Annotated in this window: 16 protein-coding genes; 14 read left to right on the forward strand and 2 right to left on the reverse strand. The window is 46.7% G+C overall.

What is annotated here, in order from left to right; genetic code table 11:
- Window positions 1-40 precede the first annotated feature (40 nt).
- From CVV54_08150 to CVV54_08195, 10 genes are all read left to right on the forward strand, one after another.
- Complete coding sequence (locus CVV54_08150; protein ID PKL03890.1) at window positions 41-313, forward strand: (2Fe-2S)-binding protein; 273 nt, start codon at window positions 41-43, stop codon at window positions 311-313.
- Window positions 314-326: 13 nt separating this feature from the next.
- The gene (locus tag CVV54_08155) at window positions 327-1,475 is read left to right on the forward strand and encodes an FAD-dependent oxidoreductase (protein ID PKL03891.1); all 1,149 of its coding nucleotides are present in this window, start codon (window positions 327-329) and stop codon (window positions 1,473-1,475) included.
- An 806-nt stretch (window positions 1,476-2,281) separates the two neighbouring features.
- Window positions 2,282-2,473, forward strand: coding sequence for a hypothetical protein (locus CVV54_08160; protein PKL03892.1), 192 nt, complete (start codon window positions 2,282-2,284; stop codon window positions 2,471-2,473).
- 1 nt (window position 2,474) lies between these two features.
- A complete protein-coding gene (locus CVV54_08165; protein PKL03893.1) occupies window positions 2,475-3,599 on the forward strand; it encodes a glutaconyl-CoA decarboxylase subunit beta in 1,125 nt (374 codons plus the stop codon).
- A gap of 317 nt (window positions 3,600-3,916) precedes the next feature.
- The gene (locus CVV54_08170; GenBank protein PKL03894.1) at window positions 3,917-4,807 is read left to right on the forward strand and encodes a hypothetical protein; all 891 of its coding nucleotides are present in this window, start codon (window positions 3,917-3,919) and stop codon (window positions 4,805-4,807) included.
- 15 nt (window positions 4,808-4,822) lie between these two features.
- On the forward strand, window positions 4,823-5,506 hold the full coding sequence (gene deoC / locus CVV54_08175) for a deoxyribose-phosphate aldolase (GenBank protein ID PKL03895.1): 684 nt from the start codon (window positions 4,823-4,825) through the stop codon (window positions 5,504-5,506).
- Between the two features lie 168 nt (window positions 5,507-5,674).
- Window positions 5,675-7,594, forward strand: a complete 1,920-nt coding sequence (locus CVV54_08180) for a C4-dicarboxylate ABC transporter permease (protein ID PKL03956.1) — start codon at window positions 5,675-5,677, stop codon at window positions 7,592-7,594.
- Between the two features lie 137 nt (window positions 7,595-7,731).
- Window positions 7,732-8,685, forward strand: coding sequence for a C4-dicarboxylate ABC transporter substrate-binding protein (locus tag CVV54_08185; GenBank protein ID PKL03896.1), 954 nt, complete (start codon window positions 7,732-7,734; stop codon window positions 8,683-8,685).
- Between the two features lie 123 nt (window positions 8,686-8,808).
- On the forward strand, window positions 8,809-10,074 hold the full coding sequence (locus tag CVV54_08190; protein ID PKL03897.1) for an MFS transporter: 1,266 nt from the start codon (window positions 8,809-8,811) through the stop codon (window positions 10,072-10,074).
- Between the two features lie 45 nt (window positions 10,075-10,119).
- Entirely contained in the window at window positions 10,120-11,031 is a 912-nt protein-coding gene (locus CVV54_08195; GenBank protein PKL03898.1) for a hypothetical protein, read from the forward strand.
- Here the strand turns inward: CVV54_08195 and CVV54_08200 are convergent, their stop codons facing one another.
- Window positions 11,032-11,595: a hypothetical protein gene (locus CVV54_08200; GenBank protein PKL03899.1), complete on the reverse strand. Its 564-nt coding sequence runs from the start codon at window positions 11,593-11,595 to the stop codon at window positions 11,032-11,034.
- 185 nt (window positions 11,596-11,780) lie between these two features.
- Here CVV54_08200 and CVV54_08205 point away from each other — a divergent pair, with 185 nt between their 5' ends.
- The 3 genes from CVV54_08205 (at window position 11,781) to CVV54_08215 (ending at window position 16,438) form a co-directional block, all read left to right on the forward strand.
- Window positions 11,781-13,055 (forward strand): hypothetical protein, encoded by a 1,275-nt coding sequence (locus CVV54_08205; protein ID PKL03900.1) that lies wholly within the window; start codon window positions 11,781-11,783, stop codon window positions 13,053-13,055.
- Between the two features lie 165 nt (window positions 13,056-13,220).
- Window positions 13,221-14,822 carry a hypothetical protein gene (locus CVV54_08210; GenBank protein PKL03901.1) on the forward strand — a complete coding sequence of 534 codons (1,602 nt, stop codon included), beginning with the start codon at window positions 13,221-13,223 and terminating at the stop codon, window positions 14,820-14,822.
- Window positions 14,823-14,935: 113 nt separating this feature from the next.
- A complete protein-coding gene (locus CVV54_08215; GenBank protein PKL03902.1) occupies window positions 14,936-16,438 on the forward strand; it encodes an AMP-dependent synthetase in 1,503 nt (500 codons plus the stop codon).
- A 37-nt stretch (window positions 16,439-16,475) separates the two neighbouring features.
- Here CVV54_08215 and CVV54_08220 read toward each other — a convergent pair whose 3' ends face one another.
- The gene (locus tag CVV54_08220; GenBank protein ID PKL03903.1) at window positions 16,476-17,906 is read right to left on the reverse strand and encodes an FAD-binding oxidoreductase; all 1,431 of its coding nucleotides are present in this window, start codon (window positions 17,904-17,906) and stop codon (window positions 16,476-16,478) included.
- A 93-nt stretch (window positions 17,907-17,999) separates the two neighbouring features.
- On the opposite strand from CVV54_08220, the gene CVV54_08225 reads away from it, so the two are divergent.
- The gene (locus CVV54_08225) at window positions 18,000-19,931 is read left to right on the forward strand and encodes a 1,4-alpha-glucan branching enzyme (GenBank protein ID PKL03904.1); all 1,932 of its coding nucleotides are present in this window, start codon (window positions 18,000-18,002) and stop codon (window positions 19,929-19,931) included.
- The last annotated feature ends 13 nt before the right edge of the window (window positions 19,932-19,944 follow it).

Below are 19,944 nucleotides of genomic sequence, written 5' to 3' on the forward strand. Positions count from 1 at the left end.
TGGTCGGAGAGATCCGCGCCATCAAGGTGGTGTGCTAGCCATGACAGAGAAAAAGAATGTCATCTGTCGCTGTGAAGAGATAGAGATCGACGAGATCCGCAAGTGGATCGATGCAGGCTATACAAATTTTGAAGAACTTAAGAGGATCCTCCGCGTAGGCATGGGACCCTGCCAGGGCAGAGGCTGCCGCGACATAATCCTTCGCGAGCTCTCCAAGGCAACAGGTAAACCAGTAGCAGAGCTTCTGCCTGGAGTTATCAGGCCTCCGGTGAAACCGGTCAAAGCCAAACTATTGGCCGAAGATAACGAATAGGAGGTAGGGTGCTATGACTGTAAAAACAGCGGATGTAATTATAGTAGGCGGAGGAGTTCACGGAGCATCCACCGCGTATGAACTGGCAAAAGCCGGTGTAAATGTAGTTCTTTTTGAAAAGGAATATCTTGGTTCCGGCGGTTCAGGCCGCTCAGCGGCCGGTCTTCGCCAGCACTTTGGAACGGAGACCAACCTCCACATGGCCAAATACAACCTTCAGGTTTTCCCGACACTTGAGGAAGAGCTTGATACAGGTATGTCACTTGAGTTTACTCAGTGGGGATACATGTGGGTAGCATATGCAGATACAGTTCTTGCTCAGCTTCAGAAGAACGTAGACCTGCAGAGAAGCCTGGATATCCCTTCAGTCATGATGAAGCCTGATGAAGTCAAAGCCCGTTGGCCGTATCTCTGCATGGACGGTATCATCGGCGTTGCATTCTGCGGCGATGACGGACACATCAACCCTCAGACGCTGACTCTCTCATATGGTCACGCTGCCCGCAGACTGGGCGCAACAGTTAAGACATATTGCCCGGTAGTGAAGCTTCTTGCAGAAAACGGCAAGATAAAGGGTGTAGTTACAGAAGACGGTGAAGAGTGGCATGCTCCTAAAGTCCTTCTCTCTGCAGGACCATGGTCAACACCATTGGCAGCAACTATAGGCGTGGATCTTCCCGTTTATGCAGAACGTCACAATCTGCTCATAACAGAGCCAGTAGAAGTTTTTGACTGTCCGATGGTCCTCTGTCTTGATGACGGCGCATATTTCAAGCAGTGCCCGAACGGAACTTTCATGTTCGGTCGCGATGACCAGGATGAACCGCACACAACAGAGTGCTCAAACAGCGCTAAATTCCTTGAAGGCGTAACAAAGAGCGTTCTTAAGAGGATCCCTGCACTCAGCGGAGTCAGGGTAGTTCGACAGTGGTCAGGTCCTTACGACAACACCCCCGACCATAATGCGATAATCGACTGGACACCCGTAGAAGGCCTGCTCGTCAACTGTGGCTGGAGCGGTCACGGACTTCAGTTCGGACCCTCCGGCGGACGAGTCTGCAAAGAACTCCTTATGGGTGAAAAACCATTTGTAGACCTTTACCGTTTCCGTCTTTCCAGATTTGCCGAAAACGACCTTTTCTTCGAGCCGGCATTCATCTAATATCAGCACAAAAAATAAATACATCAAGGGACGGACATCTCGTTGTCCGTCCCTTGTTTTCTGTCTTGCATTTTATTTCACAAAGTGGTATAACGTGTCGCGGACTCTCTTGCGCTGAGTCTGAAGTGACCCTTTTTAGTTATTAAATATGGATATTACATCCTGCTGTATAAGGGGCAAAAATCAGAAATGGACCGTCGCAGCGTTGGTGTTTTTGTTAATAAATTAATATTTGCAGTTGTGATAGGCATTTTTGTATTTGCCTCCTACTCTATATCTGCCTCGTTGGCCTTTATGGTCCCTTCAGAATTTGGTCGCGATCAGAACTGTTCATCCTTACCTTCGCACTTTATGCCGACTGGCACTCCGAACTTTCCTGACACTCCCTTATCACCGAATCCGGATGAGGATGAACTGCCCGCTGCTCTGAGAAGCTTCTGCGAAGCGTTCTGCAACACGGGAACATTCAATTTCAGGGCGAGAAATAAAACTGTATCTCAGTTAGAAGCGGTTTTTTTGACGTCCCCTGACGGCAGTTGTCCACCTCCATCAATTCTTGAACTTAACTTTTACGGGTCAGAACACATTTGCGCAAAAGCCTTTTACAGCGTTAAAACCACACGTAAATTGGAATAAACTACCTCCAACGTTCATTTCTCTTCAAATTGACATGTCTGCTCTGTAGGGGGAGACATGGATCCTGTGCCGGCCTCCGGAAAGAAAGACTATCCTAGCGATGTTTATAGGACAGCCGTTTCATGCCTGCACCTTTCTTTTTATCTGTTTAACGGTTGGAGGTAATCGAAATGTCCGAAATCGTTTCAATGAGTTCCAATTTCACCGGGCCCATAGGGGCCCTGGTGATGTCGTTTATAGCAATGAGTATAGTTTTTCTTGTGATAGTAGGATTGATGCTCGTGATGGTAGTTACACATAAACTTGTGAATGCCTCGTTGTCGGTAAAATCTTCAAAAAACAGCATCAAGGAGAGCAACTGAGATGGAACTCTATCTTAGCGCTCTTAAGGGAGTAGTCGATCAGTCCGGAATCATCGCCCTAAGCGGCGGAAACCTGGTAATGCTTTTTGTCTCATTTGTCCTTCTTTACCTGGCAGTAGCCAAGGGTTTTGAGCCTCTCCTCCTCCTTCCGATAGCTTTCGGGTGTCTTCTTGTCAACCTGCCGCTCTCAGGAATAATTGACGAAGGAGGTTTCCTTTATTTTGTGAAATTTGGAATAGATCACGAGCTATACCCCATAATAATTTTTATGGGGATCGGCGCTCTGACAGACTTTGGTCCCCTTCTTGCAAACCCGGTGACATTTATGCTGGGTGCTGCAGCTCAACTTGGAGTTTTCGTAGCTGTGATCGGGGCCATGTCCATGGGTTTCACCATCCAGGAAGCTGCAGGTATAGGAATAATTGGAGGGGCAGACGGCCCCACTGCGATCTACCTCTGTGCCAAACTGGCAAAGGATATCCTGCCTGCTGTTGCAGTAGCTGCATACAGCTATATGTCATTAGTTCCTCTTATTCAGCCGCCGGTGATAAAACTTCTGACAACAAAAGAAGACCGTGCAATAAAGATGCAGCAGCTTCGCCCTGTTTCACGCAGCGAGAGGATACTCTTCCCGATAGTATCCACTATGGCCTGCGGGCTTATCCTTCCGGCATCTGTCCCTCTCATAGGTATGCTGATGTTTGGAAACCTGCTTCGCGAGTGCGGATGTACAGAAAGATTAAGCCTTGCGGCGCAGAACGAGGTCCTGAACGCCACTACTATCTTCCTTGGAATATCGGTCGGTGCGACTATGAATGCCGAATCCTTCCTAAGGATCGAGACGATAATGATAATTTGCCTTGGATTGGTAGCTTTTATTTTCAGCACAGCCGGCGGGGTCATCTTTGGACAGGCGATGAAGGTTTTTACAAAGGGAAAGGTCAACCCGATAATCGGTGCGGCAGGTGTCTCAGCTGTCCCAATGGCGGCCAGGGTCTGCCAGAAGGTCGTTCAGAAAGAATTTCCCGGATCTTACATCCTTATGCATGCAATGGGACCGAATGTAGCAGGAGTAATTGGTACAGCAGTAGCAGCCGGAGCAATGCTCACATTACTTTCAAGGTAAAACGGTTTTTCTATGTGCTTAATTGAAATATTGCTTTGCACTGCGACTGCGCTCGCATTGTCTTTTTTTGCATCATGGTCTGTGCATTTGCAGCCTGGTAGGAAGAAAGACCCAAAATAAGTTCACAAGTGTTGATTAATATTATCCGGCAGGCTTTGTTCCGAATAACGGAAATGAAGATACTGCCGGGTATTTTTATGTCAAAAACGAGCATGTATAATTAAAGGGAATAAAATAATCTTATAATTACTTGCATAATGCAGTCATTGGAATTATAGTCAAAACGCATTCAAATAATTCTGTAGAGGTGAGAGCCAATGCATGAAAAAGGGATCGAAACTTTTTTGGCTGTTTCTATGTCCAGGACGCTTGGAAAAGCAGCTGAGCTCTTGAATGTTACACAATCTACAGTTAGCTATAATCTTAACGAGCTGGAAAGCGAAATGGGCATGATGCTTGTTGACCGCCAGAAAGGAATGAAATCGATCAGCCTTACACCTGCAGGGGAGAGTTTTTTGCCACTCGCATTAAAATGGCAGGAGGTCAGCAGGGAGATCGGGAACGCCCGTAATCCAGGCTCTGCCTTTTCACTTGCAATAGGAGGTTCCGAGACAGTAAACTACAGACTTCTGCCAAAAGTATACAAGGACCTGCTTGAGCATGAGCCTCCTGTTTACCTCAGGTTGTTGACAGACCCCACCGACAAGATGTACCAGGCAGTTGAAAGTCGCGCCATAGATCTTGCCATTGTCCTCCATGAGGAGACGACAAGGTATGTTCAGATTGTTCCTTTTTTTAAGGAAAGCCTAGTGGTTGCCCGAATACCGAACGATGATGAAAATGTATCAAATGTCATCCAACCCGAGTTTTTGATGCCGGAGCTTGAATTCTATATCGAATGGAGCGGCGGATACCGCCTGTGGCACGACCATATCTGGGACCCGATTAGAACTGCCAAGATGAGGCTTGATTCTGTAAATCTTGTAGGTTCGTTCATGGACAAGCCGGGCCAGTGGTGTATGGTCCCTTGTTCAGCTATGGAAGAACTTAAAATAGGAAATGAGAGGATAGTATTTCAAAGGATCTCGGAAGATCCGCCCGAGCTGGTCTATCATAAAATAACACACAGATATCCAAGGGCCAGCGCACTTCCGGGACTGTCGATATTTGATGAAGTCGTTCAAGAACATGGATTTGGATCAATATAAAACGGAGTGGTATAATTGGATCTCTCATCTTTAATAGATCACACAAATTTGGATCCAGCAGCTAAAACAGATGATATTTTGAGGCTTTGTGATGAGGCTTCGGAGTGGAAATTCTCATCAGTCTGTGTCAATCCATGCTATGTGTCTCTTGCTTCAGAAAGACTTAAGGGCAAAGGTGTCAAAGTTTGTTCTGTCGTCGGTTTTCCTCTCGGAGCGAACACTATGTCATCAAAGGCTTACGAGGCCGAAAGAGCATATCGGGACGGGGCCGCAGAAATTGATATGGTGATGAACATCTCACATGCTAAGAACGGATCGTATGATCTGCTCAGAGAAGATATCGCAGGGGTCGTAAGTGCGGTCCCTCACTGTAAGGTCAAAGTTATCCTCGAAACCTGCCTTTTGGAAGACGATGAAATAATAAGAGCCTGCAGTGAGGCAGTCAAAGCAGGTGCACATTTCCTCAAAACTTCGACAGGGTTTTCATCCGGAGGGGCAACAGTCAAACATGTTGAGCTTATCAGGCAAAGCCTTCCCCCTGAAATAGGAGTTAAAGCGTCGGGGGGGATAAGGGACAGAGAAAGCGCAGAGGCTATGATAGCAGCGGGAGCAAACAGACTGGGTACGTCTCGTTCTGTTTCAATATGTAAAATAATATCAAAACAGAACAACGATAATTTAAATAGTCGGAAATCTTAGAGATATCTTGACAAATAAAATTTAATAAGCGAAAATCAAGGCCGTTTGTGCAAAAAACACAGCATATGCAAAGTCTCCACAAGGGAGGAATTTTCAGTGAGTGAAACAGAAATAAAAACAGCGGAAGTGGCGCAGGAAGTAAATCAGCAGATCGATCTTGACGATCTTATGCGCAAGTATGATACAGAAGCGCGTTTTAGAACCCTGGAAGGGTGGCAGTCAAAACTTGTAGCTTTGATAGCTATTGGGATGTCGTGTTTCCATTTCTATACATCAGGTTTCGGCCTGCTTCTGGCTCAAAAGCAGGGAGCGGTACACCTTGCCTTTACTCTATGTCTTGTCTTTCTTCTCTATCCGGCAAGCTCCAAGCAATCAAAGACGAGCGGGATCCCCTTTTATGACTTTATACTTGGTGCTGTCGGAGTGGCTTCAGCCATGTATCTTGTCGTTTTTTTCAACGAACTGACGACAAGGGCCGGACTTCCTACACAGACTGACCTTATTATGGGCTTTCTCCTTATAGTGACACTGCTGGAGGCTACCAGGAGGATATCAAACCCGGTACTGCCATGTCTGGCTATAGTAGCTCTTTTGTACTGCTACTTTGGCCGTTCACTTCCTGAAATGATAGCCCACAGAGGTTTTTCGGTCCCCCGTATCGTTAACCATATGTTTCTGGGAACAGAAGGGATCTTTGGCACACCGCTGGAAGTATCTTCGACCTTTGTATTTATGTTCATCCTTTTTGGATCAGTCCTTGAAAAAACTGGTCTGGGCAAATTTATTATTGACCTATCAATGGCTTTGGCGGGTTGGTCTACAGGTGGTCCTGCAAAGGTCGCAGTCGTCAGTTCAGGACTAATGGGGACAGTTTCAGGTTCTTCCGTAGCAAACGTTTGTACGACTGGTATGTTTACAATACCTCTTATGAAAAGCGTCGGATATGAACCGCACTTTGCGGGAGCAGTTGAAGCAGTAGCTTCAACAGGTGGACAGATCATGCCTCCTGTCATGGGAGCAGGTGCATTTATTATGGCGCAGTTCCTGGGAGTCCCGTACATCGAAGTTGCCCTTGCCGCTGTGGTTCCCGCACTCCTCTATTATTTTGCTGTCATGGTCCAGGTACACTTTGAAGCAACAAGACTCGGGCTTAAAGGAATTCCATGGGCGCAGCTCCCTCCGCTTTGGCCGCTCCTTAAATCAAAAGGATTCCTTCTTATCCCGCTCATTGCGATCATCTATTTTCTCCTTGCTGGATTTACCCCCCTTAGGGCTGCCTTCAACGGTATTCTTGTGAGCTTTGCTCTTTCGTGGCTTAACAAGGAAACCAGATTGACACCGGCCCGTATTCTGGAAGCATTCCAATCAGGCGCAAGGGGTGCTATAGGCGTCGCATGCGCATGTGCTACTGTCGGAATGGTAGTTGGTATGGGTACGCTGACTGGGCTGGCTCTTCGCATAGCAAACGCGATAGTGACTCTTGCAGGCGGAAGCAAGATACTTACTCTCTTTTACACCATGCTTGCAAGCATCATTCTGGGAACGGGCCTTCCGACGACCGCAAACTTCATAGTTACGAGTACCATGGCGGCCCCTGCGTTGTTTAAGCTGGGAGTCCCGCCCATGGCGGCATATATGTTCGTCTTTTACTTTGGTATAGCAGCCGACCTCACTCCTCCGGTCGCTCTTGCTGCATACGCAGGATCAGGTATTGCGGGCTCGGATCCGATGAAGACAGGGGTAACTGCCTTCAAGCTTGCTCTGGCAGGATTCCTGGTTCCCTATGTCTATGTCTATAATCCAATGCTTCTCTTTATTGACGTAGTGCCTTTGCAAATGATCCAGGCAATATTTACGGCTCTTCTTGGGGTATTTCTCCTGGCCATGGCTACGATAGGATTCTATAAAGCTCACATGCCTTGGTATCTTAGACTGCTTGCGTTCTGTGGGGCATTGGGACTGCTGATACCTGGTACACTATCCGATCTTGGAGGAATAGCAGTATTAGTTCTTATATTCTTCATCCAGACAGCAAAGGCAAAGATGATAGCGAAAAAGAAAGAGGCAGAAACTTCTCAATTAATATAGGGAAAACTGTCCAAACAGTATAATGATTTGTATTAATACTGATTTTTCAAAAAAATTTTTCTATTATAATTAGGTTGTTTCCGAACTGAACTCAGTTCGTTCAACGCACATAAAATCATTATAGGGAGGAACAATTAATGAAGAAAGTATTTATCGTAACACTTGTAGCGCTTCTTGCAGCATTTTCATTTACAGCAGTAGCTTCAGCAGCAACATACATGTCAGTCGCGACAGGCGGAACCTCCGGCACCTACTACGCAGTAGGCGGAGCACTTGCAGCAGCGGTAACAAAAGATGGGAAGATCCAGTGCACGGCGGAGACAGGAAACGCGTCAGTTGCTAATGCCAACCTTATCGCCACTAAGGGTATTGAGATCGCGTTTGTACAGAACGACATCACCTTCTGGGCGGTAAATGGTCAGCTCATGTTCCAGGGCAAACCCCTCAAGAACATTCGCGCGGTCGCTTCCCTCTATCCTGAACATGTACAGGTAGTTATCGCGAAGGATTCCGGAATCAAATCGATCAATGACCTTAAAGGCAAACGCGTAGGCGTTGGAGCCCCGGGGTCAGGCGTTGAAGGTGACGTTCAGGCGATCTTTGGAGTTGCAGGACTTACCTACAAAGATCTTAAGCAGGCAAACTTCCTCGACTTCGCAGCGACGGCAAGCCGCTTCAAGGACAACCAGATCGATGCGGGTTTTGTTGTTGCCGGTTTCCCGACAGCAGCTATCATGGACCTCACAACGACCAAGGACGTAGGTCTTCTCAACTTTGACAAGGCTTTCCTTGACAAACTCCACAAGCAGTATCCCTTCTTTGTTGCCAGCAAGATCCCCGGCAAGACATACAAGGGTATAGACAGCGACACGGTCACCCCTGCAGTTATGGCTATCCTTATCACCCACGCCGATGTTCCCGAACAGCAGATTTATGATTTTGTAAGCTCAATGTTCAAGAACCTCGATGATATCGCAGCAGTACACGCAAAGGGTAAGGAAATCACACTCAAGGGCGCTCTTGACGGACTTACAGCTCCTCTTCACCCCGGCGCAGCGAAGTTCTACAAAGAGAAGGGACTCATTAAGTAAGAGTTCTTTCAGCAACAGTTCAATAGTAAAGGTCCCGCGTTTTTGCGGGGCCTTTTTATTTTAACCTGTGGCAAAAAGCATCTGGTATACTCTATCCAAGACGTAACCTTGGAGAGAGAGCAAATGTTGAGCCGGATCTATCAAATGAAGGCTTTTATGGCTCTTGGGGCCATAAACTTTCGAATATTCATTTTTGGACAGTCTGTCTCCCTTGTCGGCACATGGATGCAGAGGCTTGCGATGAGCTGGCTTGTATTGAGGCTCACAGGTTCTGCCACAGGACTTGGTCTTGTTGAACTTTCAAATCAGGCCCCGATACTTGTGACGGGTTTTTTTGCCGGTTCCATCCTGGACCGTTACGACATGAAAAAGATCTTGATAATCACCCAGTCTCTCTGTATGATCCAGGCACTTTCGCTTGCTTTTCTTGATTTCACAGGAATTATCAGATATTCACAGGTTCTCTTTTTAAGTTTCTTTTTAGGCTTGGTCACTTCGATCGACCTTCCCGCAAGGCAGTCCTGTGTGGTCCGGATGCTTGACAGGCCTGATCAGCTGAACAGTGCCCTGACGATAAACTCTGCAGTTTTTAACCTTGCCCGCCTTATTGGCCCTGCTTTTGCAGGTTTTGCACTTCAGGCAGTCGGAGAGACCATGTGCTTCTTCCTGAATGGAATCTCTTATATAGCAGTCATATTCTCGCTTACCCGTCTTAAAATAAAAAAAATCGAGGTGTCGGTCGGGCAGAGTGGGTGGAAAAGCTTCAGGGAAGGGCTGGATTATACGATGAAATTTGTTGCGCTCAAAAGAATACTTTTGACATCGGCCCTCTTTTTCTTTCTTTGTTTTCCCTTTACGACACTGCTTCCCTTTTTCGCCAAAAATGTCTTTAACAGTGATGCTTCCATACTGGGGTTTTTCCTGGGTTCGGTTGGATTAGGTGCTATTTGCGGAGTCATTTACCAGGCCAGCCTGGTTCCGGTGAGCAAACTTCATATAAGGGTCATCTACAGCGTAGGCATGTTCGGGCTTGGCCTTACAGCCTTTTCGCTTTCCAGATCGATAGAACTCTCCTGTGCGTCACTTACCGTTTTAGGTTTCGGAATGTCAACAGGCTCGGTATGTTTTAATACTTTAGTCCAAAGCATAATAGAAGAAGAAAAAAGGGGGCGTGTAATGAGTCTCTATACTGTTGGTAACATTGGTATCGGTCCTTTGGGATCATTGACTGCCGGTGTTTTAGCCGATATTTTTGGAGGTACGTTTTCCGGGCTGGTTTTTGGCGTTGGAGCAATTCTACTTGCTTTTTGGATGAAATATAAATTGAAAACGATCGAGCCATCTGTTCTTATGAAACTCAGAGAAAAGGGACTTGCCGATGTAGTATAATTCAACGGTGCAAAAAAATATCCGATACCGCAGAAAGGCTAAAAAATGCTTTTTTCTTTTTTTATCACATTTATTTCCGGCATCTCGTTTTTGGTCCTTGTTTTGATGATATCTTTGCTTTTGATAGGGGCAGAAAACGTACTCTACGACATCCATGGCACGGATGCTTCCTTGCTTGCCCCTTACAGAAGGTTCCTGGCTGGACGCTGCTCAGATAAGTGCCCGCCTCCTTTGCTTTATGCATCCTGCCTTTCTCTGCTTATGATATTTCTATTTATACCTATGGGATCCCTTCCCCAGTTCGTGGAAACCGAGGGGGACTTCGTCATTATGATATTCCTTCTTTTGGCATCACAGGGGTTCTATATCAGGGGGATGAAAATTTTTTCAGGAGAAATATATCAGTCGTTTGACAGCAAAGAGCTCTTCGTCCTCTCCAAACTGGCGGTGACACTGATAGCCATGGGAGGAACGCTTTCATGGTATGCCTTGAACAGGGGCATGCCCGGCAGTATTTTCAGTCTTGAAACTTTTACTGCAACTTCTCTCTGGACTGTCACAGGACCATGGGGGAAACTTGGTACTGCGATGTTTCTGCTGCTGCTCGCAGTAGTCTCGCCATCAAGGGGAGTTACGAAGTCAAGGATCGTGGACAACGTCCAGATACCTGAGATATTTGACGCGATACGTTCAATGCTTGCGCCTGCGATGATAGTCTCGGTCTTTTTCCCGATGCGCCTGGGAATATTTCTGGGACTGATCGGTTTCAAAATGTATCTTGTTGATTTTGTTCTTTTCTGGATAAAAGTGATGCTTGTGCAGTTAGTATTGATACCTTTGGCAAGCAAAGCCTTCAGAGGGGCAGCTGAAAAATGGAGGGAAAAACTGGAATCTCTTCCTGAAATAATGATAGGTGCTTCAGGAATAGTCTTTTTTATGCTTGACCTTTATATTTGATCAGCGTGAGCCGCCTTCCATGGGAGGAACTCCCATCGGAGCCCTTCCCAGGATACCCGTTCTGTAGAATCTTGCTGATATCAGAGGCATTTTAAGTATCCGTACGATCAGGCGCTCTCCCTCGAATATTTCAAAAAAATTCCTTCGTCCAAATGGCTCAAGTGTCACCTGGTTCCGGCCGATATTTTTATTGCCGACCCTGTAGTAGTATTCTTTCCATGACATCCTTCCTCCCTGAAAGACCATCCACTCACCGTTGTCAATGAATCTGCCGTATTTTGGTCTGTCAAAAGGAAGTCCCGCGTTTGTCGACCTTACCCTTTCTTCCCATGTCCAAAGGAGGCCTTTTGCGACTTTGTATTCGTCCTCAACAGGTGTCAGTTCGACTGAGTGTATGTAGCGTGTTGTGAATTTGTGTCCAAGGGAGACAGGAGACTGGAAAATGAGTCGACCTTGATGGTCTTCCATTTGGAAAACATCCACACGCCATCCTGCAGCAGCAGTCAAGAAGAGTATGGGCAAGGATAAAATGAGCAATACGCAGTGTGAAATGTTCTTCATCATCTAACCTCCGGAGACTAAGGTAACATCTGTGATCAAAGTTGTCGAGCTCTGGTGATCCAGAACTTTGATCTTGTGTATGTCAGAAATATGTGGACTTAAGGTAATGTTATTATTAAATATAATACAAATGGATATATTGTAAACTATGTAGTATTATATATGTAATCTGCGAAGGAGGTAGACAAATGAGAGAACTTTTTATACCTGAAACAAAAAATCCCCCGGCAAAGGTAAAGGACCTGGGGCTCATCAGCCTTGTAATGGAAGGCGCAGGTGTTTTTAACGCAAAAAGTGGGGAGATAATACTCCTTCCTATTGGCAGGAGTACTCTAAACAGTATTTCTGAAGACCTCGCTGATGCTCTCCTTGAAAAAAACGGGATACAACATATAGACTGCAGCGCTTCGGATGAATCCGTCCACTCCCTTGCTGAGCGCTATGTAAGGGAATATGGAGACAAAGCGCTCTCCTGGATGGCTATCTCAGGAAGAAAGTTAAAGCTTTGGGGATGGGCGAGTACAGAAGAAGATGTGAAGATGAAGACAGGGATGGCTGTGGACACTATCCGCTCTATCATGGAGCGTTACATTCCGGATTTTGACTATCTTCTTGAGGTAAGCGCAGGTACTATAAACAAAATGGCAGGTGTCTGTTCAACGAACAAAGGGTCGCTTTATGAAATGGAAGGTCTGACTTGCCCCGGATCCGGTTATTATTACCATGATGACTCTGCCTTCATATATGCGACTGAACCGGTGAACTCGAATCAGGAAGAGGAAGAGGTAAAAGATGTCCATACTCCGGGGGCACACACTATTCCCCTTCTTTGTGAACAGCTTTGCCTGGACCCCAAACAGACGCTAAAGGCTATGCTTTACACTGTCATTTTGCCGGATGGGAAAAAGACTCTTCTATTTGCAATGATCAGGGGAGACAAGAATATAAGCATAAACAAGCTGACTGCCTATGTAGATTCAAAATTCAAAGGGGCATCCTTCAGAAAGGCCGAAAACGGGGAAATTGTCTCATCCTTTGGTGAGGTCGCAGGTTTTTGCGGACCTATAGGAGTCCCCGATGGAGTTCAAATGGTCGCTGACAAGTCGCTCGTGGACGGCAAAAACTTCGTGGTCGGCGGCAACAGGCCGGATTATCACAGGACAGGCTGCTGCTGGGGCAGGGATTTCAAACCTGATGTTGCAGACCTTTTGCTATTTGAGGAATCAATGCTATGCCCTGAAAACGGAACTCCTTTGACGCCGGTGCAGTTAAGGAAGATCTGTACTGTGGAGTGTTACGGCTCGGAGATGAGAGGCGAACCTGTACTCTCATCCAGGGACAGGGACGGAGAACACAAATGGCCATACAGATGGAAGGCTGAGGTGTCTTTGGAATCCCTCATACTCTCTTTCTACGAAAAAAAAGAAAAACGCATCAATGATGCGATCTTTAACGACAAGTAGATCATAAAGATAAGGCAGTTCATCTCTTCAGGACCGAATGCGCAGGGCCCGGCCGGTCCTGCGTTTTTTGTTCTGCTGGGCAGACATTTTGGGCTTAAGTTTGGAATGATTTATTGCGGACCTGCTCCGGGCAAGTTATACTCTTAAGTATGGGGAGTGTTATCTTTGGCTGAGGGTATGAAAAAAGTACTGGAAAAACTTATTGAAGATTATGGTCTCTGTATCCTGGAGGATCCGGACAGGCTCTCTCAGTTCCTCGAAGCGAGGAACCCGGGCGAGAGCGCTCCCAATTTCAGGTTGACATTTGCCCTGCGCTATATGATCAAATCAGGATGGTCTGTAAACTCAAAGATCAGCAATAAAATTGAGACGCACTTCAGTGCGAAACTTTCAGAGCATCTCGGTTTTACTCACGAAGAGGCGGAGGATGTATTGCTTACGCTGAGGCATGTCATAAGGGAAGAGCGTGCAGAGTGCAGATCTGAAGAGGAAGGCTCTGATGATCTGGTTGCAAGGCCTGGAAATCTGAGAAGGATAGCAGGCGGGATATCGAATAAACCGAGGACGATGTGGATCAGAAAGAAATCATTCTACAACGGCATCGTTCTGATTGCTGCATTATTGGCGATAGTGGTTCTCTTTTTCCAGATAGGAAGCCAGCGGAACCCCGTTGGGGACGAATTCAGAGTAGCTTTTTTCGCTCCCATGAAAGGCAGCGTGGCACAGTCGAGCCAAAACCAGCTGAGGGCTGCCCAGCTCGCAGTCGAACAGATAAACAAACAGGGCGGAGTAAGGGGCTACAAGATCAAAATAGTAGGTTACGACCTCCCCCACGGCAGCTCTGAAGCAGAGGAGAGTATCAGGAAGGTCATGAAGGACGAGAGCATACTTGTCATGATAACACCTGCGTCACAGGAAAAGGCCCAGCTAATGTCAAGAATAGCGGATGACATAAGCGTTCCGTTGGTGATAACCGCCTCAGACCTGACATCTGGAGCCGTTATGAAGGGTGAAAAACCCTATCTTTATGCTTTTCGCATAGCTAATGACACTGATGCCAGAGCAAAAATGCTGGCGTATTTTGCGGTACAGGGGCTTTCAAAGAGGGAGATAGCCTTTCTTTACGATGCTAGTGACGAAACGACCCTCATGCTCCATGAATCGGCTCTTAGATGGGTAAAGATCTTTGGGGGGAAGATCACAGCAGATATCAGCGGTCAGATGAATGGAAATGCCGACCACAGAGCGGCCATGGAAGCGATCGCCAAAAGCGGAGCCGAGGTGCTGATAATTCCCGGAAAACAGATAAACATCAGATCTCTCGTCAGGTTTGCAAGGGATGCCGGTTACAGAGACACAGTGCTGGCAGAAGGTTACACTGAAAATATGGCTGTGGGAAGTGACAGTGCGTTTTTAGGCAGCTGGTGGGTCAATGAAGTCTCGGACCTTGACCCCCAGATACGTTCTGTATTGAAAGATTTCAGGACCCTTTACAATGAGAATTGCCCGCCTTCTGATGTGGAATCAGCCATACTGGCATATGATGGAGTCATGTGGATAGCAAATGCGCTCTACAGCGCATCAGGCTACAGGGGAGAGGCAATAAGGCATGCCCTTCTTTCTACCAGGAATTTTCCTGCAGCCCACGCTACGCTGACGATAGATCCCAGGACCCACGGTCCGCTCAACAAGGCCATGGCAATAGTCTTCTGCCCTAACGAAAAGGGCATTTTCCAGAGAAGGGTAAGAACAAAAAATATAGATTGACCATGGAAACAACAAAGTATCATAATAAGAAATCTTGAAATAAGGCAGTAGGTATAATGGTTCTCCTATCCTGAAAATTACTTTTATATTTTATATATTTTGGAGTTGGTGTTATGGAGACAAAAAAGCAGGAAAGACTTGAGGAAAGATTCGAGTCTGCGTGGAAAAACAGAGAATCTGAAGACTGCCTTTGGTGGGATGGCAACTGGTGGTCATGGAACAGGCTTAACAGCCTTGCTATTGACTGCGAGGAAAAATTAAAAGAAGCAGGTTTTCAAAAAGGACAGAGGATCGCTTTCATCCTGCCCAATTCTCCAATCGTTATTGCACTATCCCTTGCTTGCTGGAAACTGGGAGGGGCTGTTGCTCCTGTCAATGCCAGAGCCGGTCATGAAAATCTGAGAGGTACCCTGCAGGTACTGGATCCGGCTGCAGTCTTTGTTTCTGATGGAAATGAACTTTCAGGCTACGTCTTTGAAGGGACGAAGTTCGGCATCTTTACGGTGACTCCCGAGAAACTTATCCACCAATTCAAATGTGTAAAAGGAATACAGGAAAAGGAAGATCACGCGGTCATATTTTCAACATCCGGGACATCGGGCAGACCGAAAGCAGTTCCATGTACCCACTCAAATCTGCTTTCAAATATCGATCCGATCAATAAACATGTCCCCGGACTTCTGGACAGAGATTCGATAATTCTAAACGTACTTCCTAACTTCCATTCCTTTGGCTTTAACATGTCAGGAATGCTTGCACTCATGAGCGGGTGCAGACAGACGCTGCTGCCGGGTTTTGTTCCGGTAGACCATACGATCGATGCAATTAAGGCATCTGGAGCGAACTGCATAATTGGTGTTCCGACGATAATGGTATTCCTTCTGGGGGCACTGTCCAAAAAGGGAGAGCGTCTGAGCGGCATAAAATTCGTGATAACAGGCGGAGACAGACTGAACGTGCAGATGAACTTAAGGAGCAAAGAATACCTCGGAACAGGAATACTTGAAGGCTATGGACTTACTGAGTGCTCGCCTGTCGTAGCTGTCGGTCACAGCGCCGACGACTGCAGACTTGGAACAGTGGGACAATTTTTCGATACTTACGAAGTGCAGATAAGGGACAGGAACGACAGGATACTCGATATGCACGAAGAGGGAGTGCTCTGGGTCAAAGGGCCCTCTGTGGTATCCGGGTATTTCAGGGACGAGGTCAACACAAGCGAAAGATTCGTGGATGGATGGTTCAACACAGGTGATGTGGTCCGTGTAGATAAAGATGGCTATGTACAGATAGTCGACAGGGCTACGGACATAATCATAGTAAGCGGTTTCAACGTTTATCCCCAGGAGGTTGAAAACGTCCTGTGCAAACATCCCGTTGTTCAGTCTGCAGCCGCGGTAGGAGAGAAAAACAGACTGGCTGGAGAGATAGTTAAGGCATTTGTCATACTGAAAGATGGGAAAGATACTACGGAGAAAGAACTTATCGACTACTGCAAGAAAAACCTTGCTCATTACAAAGTGCCCCGCAGGATAGGTTTTCTTGAAGAATTCCCGATATCTGCAGCAGGAAAAGTTCTTCGAAGAGAATTAAGGAAAATAGAGATAGATAAATAAGAGAGAAGGTTTTCGGGTTTCCGAAAACCTTCTCCCTTTATTCGTTCCACTCGACAAGTTTGCCGGGGTTCAGGATGTTATCAGGGTCGAAAGCAAGCTTGACCCTTTTTATCAGCTCAAGGTGATTTTTGTCGAGGAATAGTTTCATGAATCCTTTTCTTTTAAATCCAATTCCGTGCTCGCCAGAAAGAGTTCCTCCCATTTTGATAACAGCGGAGTAGATTTCCTCCTGTACTTTGCGGAGGACTTCATGCCAGTCCTCCGTATCGGGTCCTATTACAGTGCAGTGCATATTGCCGTCACCGGCATGACCGTATGCCACCCATTCCAGATCCCTGTCAAGACAAACTTTTTTTATCTTTTCCAGAAGGTCTGGGACCTTGTCTATGGGTACAGCCAGGTCCTCTTTTGTATATCTGCTGTAAAAGAATGCAGTTGCCTCCGGTATTGCCTTGCGGGTCTGCCATATCCTCTCTTTTGTGCTTCTTGTGTCAGCAACATAAACTTCACTTGCCCCGTTTTCCTTTGAAAGAGCACCTATCCTTTCGTACACCCTTTCCAAAACATCCTGATCATTTTCTTCAAGCTGGATTATGAGAGCTGCTCCGGCATCGCTGGCGGGCACTGGATTGTTCAGGTATCTTTCGACGAGTTCCAGAGCCTTTTTGTCCATGAATTCTATCGAGGCGGGAACTATGCCTCCCTTTTTGATTATCTGAGGAACAAACGCTATGGCAGTTTCAGGATCCGGGAAGGCCGCAAGCAGGTCTACGGAATGTCTGGGAAGGGGAAGAAGTTTTAGTACGGCTTTGGTGATTATCGCCAGGACCCCTTCAGATCCGGCCATCAGGTGTGTAAAATCCAGCCCTGTTACGTCTTTGCGTCTTTTTCCGCCAAACCATGTCGCTGTTCCGTCTGCCATCACTACTTCCAGTGCAAGCACCTGCGCTCCTGTTGCTCCGTACTTTATAACTTTGTTGCCGCCTGCGTTTTCTGCGATATTTCCGCCAATGAAGGAGGCATCACCGCTGCATGGATCCCCTGCGTAAAGGAGGTCGTGTCTTGCTGCGAGTTTACTTATCTCTGATGTCACTACTCCGGGTTCAACTGTTACAGTAAGGTTTTTCTCATCGAGCTCGATTATTTTATTCATCTTTTCAAAGGACATCACTAAACCGCCGAATGCGGGCAGGGCACCTCCCGAAAGTCCGGTCCCAGCACCCCTGGGGGTAACAGGTATCCTGTTGGCTGAAGCTATTTTCATTATTTCTGAAACGTGAGCGCTGCATTCAGGAAATACGAGTGCTTCCGCCCTGTATTCGCCCTCGTATGCGGAAGACGGCACCTCATCGTGCGAATATGAGATCAGTTTTTCTTCATCGGAAGATACGTTCCTATCCCCTATGGCTGATCTCAGCATGGATAATATTTTTATATCGACTTTGTTGTATGAAAATAAAGCGCTCATCAACATACCTCCGAATCACTTAAGTCATGTTAGCCAGGATGCTTAGCTTATCAGCTATAATAGCATCATTATATAGGCAGGGAGGTGCGTCTGTTGAAAAAAGAAAACGAGAGCAGTGTCATCCATGGTCTGAGTCTTGCAGGAGAGACAGACATCTATCTTTTTCGTGAAGGAAGCCATTGCAGACTTTACAATTTTCTCGGCGCACACAGGATGGCATACGAAGGAAAAGATGGAGTCCTATTCGCTGTCTGGGCACCTAACGCTGCGGAGGTCTCTGTTATGGGAGACTTCAATTCATGGAACAGAGACAGTCACAAACTTGCGCCAAGATGGGATTCATCGGGAATATGGGAGGGTTTTGTTCCTGGCGTTCCAAACTGGTCTTCCTACAAATACTCCATAACGACCGATAAAGGAAAAATACTGGACAAAGGCGATCCTTTTGCCTTTTTGTGGGAAACTCCCCCTGATACGGCTTCAAAGATCTGCCCTGATCCATCATTCAAGTGGAGCGACAGTGGATGGATATCATCAAGAGGAGAAAAAAACGCCCTTTCATCTCCTCAGTCGATCTATGAGATGCACGCAGGATCCTGGAGAAGGACCGAGGAAAACGAATATCTCTCCTGGCTCGGACTTGCGGAGGAACTGCCGCCCTACCTTGTTGAAAACGGTTTTACCCATGTTGAATTTCTTCCTGTTATGGAGCACCCTTTTTATGGTTCCTGGGGATACCAGACAACAGGCTATTTTGCTCCGACAGCCCGGTACGGTTCGCCGGACGATTTCAGAAAACTCATAGATTCTCTACACAAAGCAGGTATAGGAGTAATACTGGACTGGGTGCCGTCTCATTTTCCTGCTGATGCTTTTGCACTTGCAAAATTTGATGGAACGGCCCTTTTTGAACACGAAGATCCAAGGAAAGGATTCCATCCGGACTGGAAAAGCTGCATATTCAATTACGGAAGGAACGAGGTAAGGAGCTTCCTTCTTTCGTCCGCCCACTTCTGGCTGGATAAATACCATGTTGACGGCCTGCGTGTGGATGCTGTTGCCTCAATGCTCTATCTTGACTATTCCAGAAAAGAGGGAGAATGGATCCCCAACCAATACGGCGGGAATGAGAACATAGAGGCTATTGATTTCCTGAAAAAACTCAACGAGACAATATACATGGAATATCCTGATGTGCAGGTGACTGCAGAGGAATCTACATCCTGGCCCATGGTATCGCGGCCTACTTGGCTTGGCGGCCTTGGCTTCGGGTTCAAATGGAACATGGGCTGGATGAACGATATCCTGCAGTACATGTCCAAAGACCCTGTCTTCAGACAGTATCATCACAATAAGCTGACGTTCGGCATGTGGTATGCATATTCCGAAAGCTTTGTTTTGCCCCTTTCCCATGACGAGGTGGTTTATGGCAAGGGATCCCTATGGGGTAAAATGCCGGGTGACAGTTGGCAGAAAGCGGCAAACCTCAGGCTCCTCTTTGGTTGGATGATGGGACATCCGGGCAAAAAGCTTCTTTTCATGGGAGACGAGTTTGGCCAGGAGAGGGAATGGGACCACAATATCAGTCTGGATTGGCACATTCTGGGCGACGATCTCCACAAGGGGATACTCCTATGGTTCAAAGATGTAAATAATTTTTACAAAAAAACACCTCAGCTCTGGGAACAGGATTATGATCCTGCCGGCTTCGAATGGATAGACAGCGGGGACTTGTCCTCAAGTGTGGTGTCATTCCTCCGCCGATCAAAAAATGGGAACGAAGCAATGTTTATTGGAAACTTTACTCCCGTAGTAAGGAACGGATACAGGATAGGAGTGCCAAGAAATACTGTCTGGCGCGAAGCTTTGAACAGTGATTCTTCTCTGTACGGCGGATCAAACATTGGAAATCTGGGCGAAATAAAAGCAGAAAAGATATCGTTCCACGGCCGCCAGTACTCGATAGAAGCGACCCTGCCGCCGCTTTCCTGCCTGGTGCTTCTGCCTGAAGTGACTGACCAATAGATAAAGGAAAACC

The organism is Synergistetes bacterium HGW-Synergistetes-1 (assembly GCA_002839185.1).
GTDB lineage: Bacteria > Synergistota > Synergistia > Synergistales > Synergistaceae > Caenicola.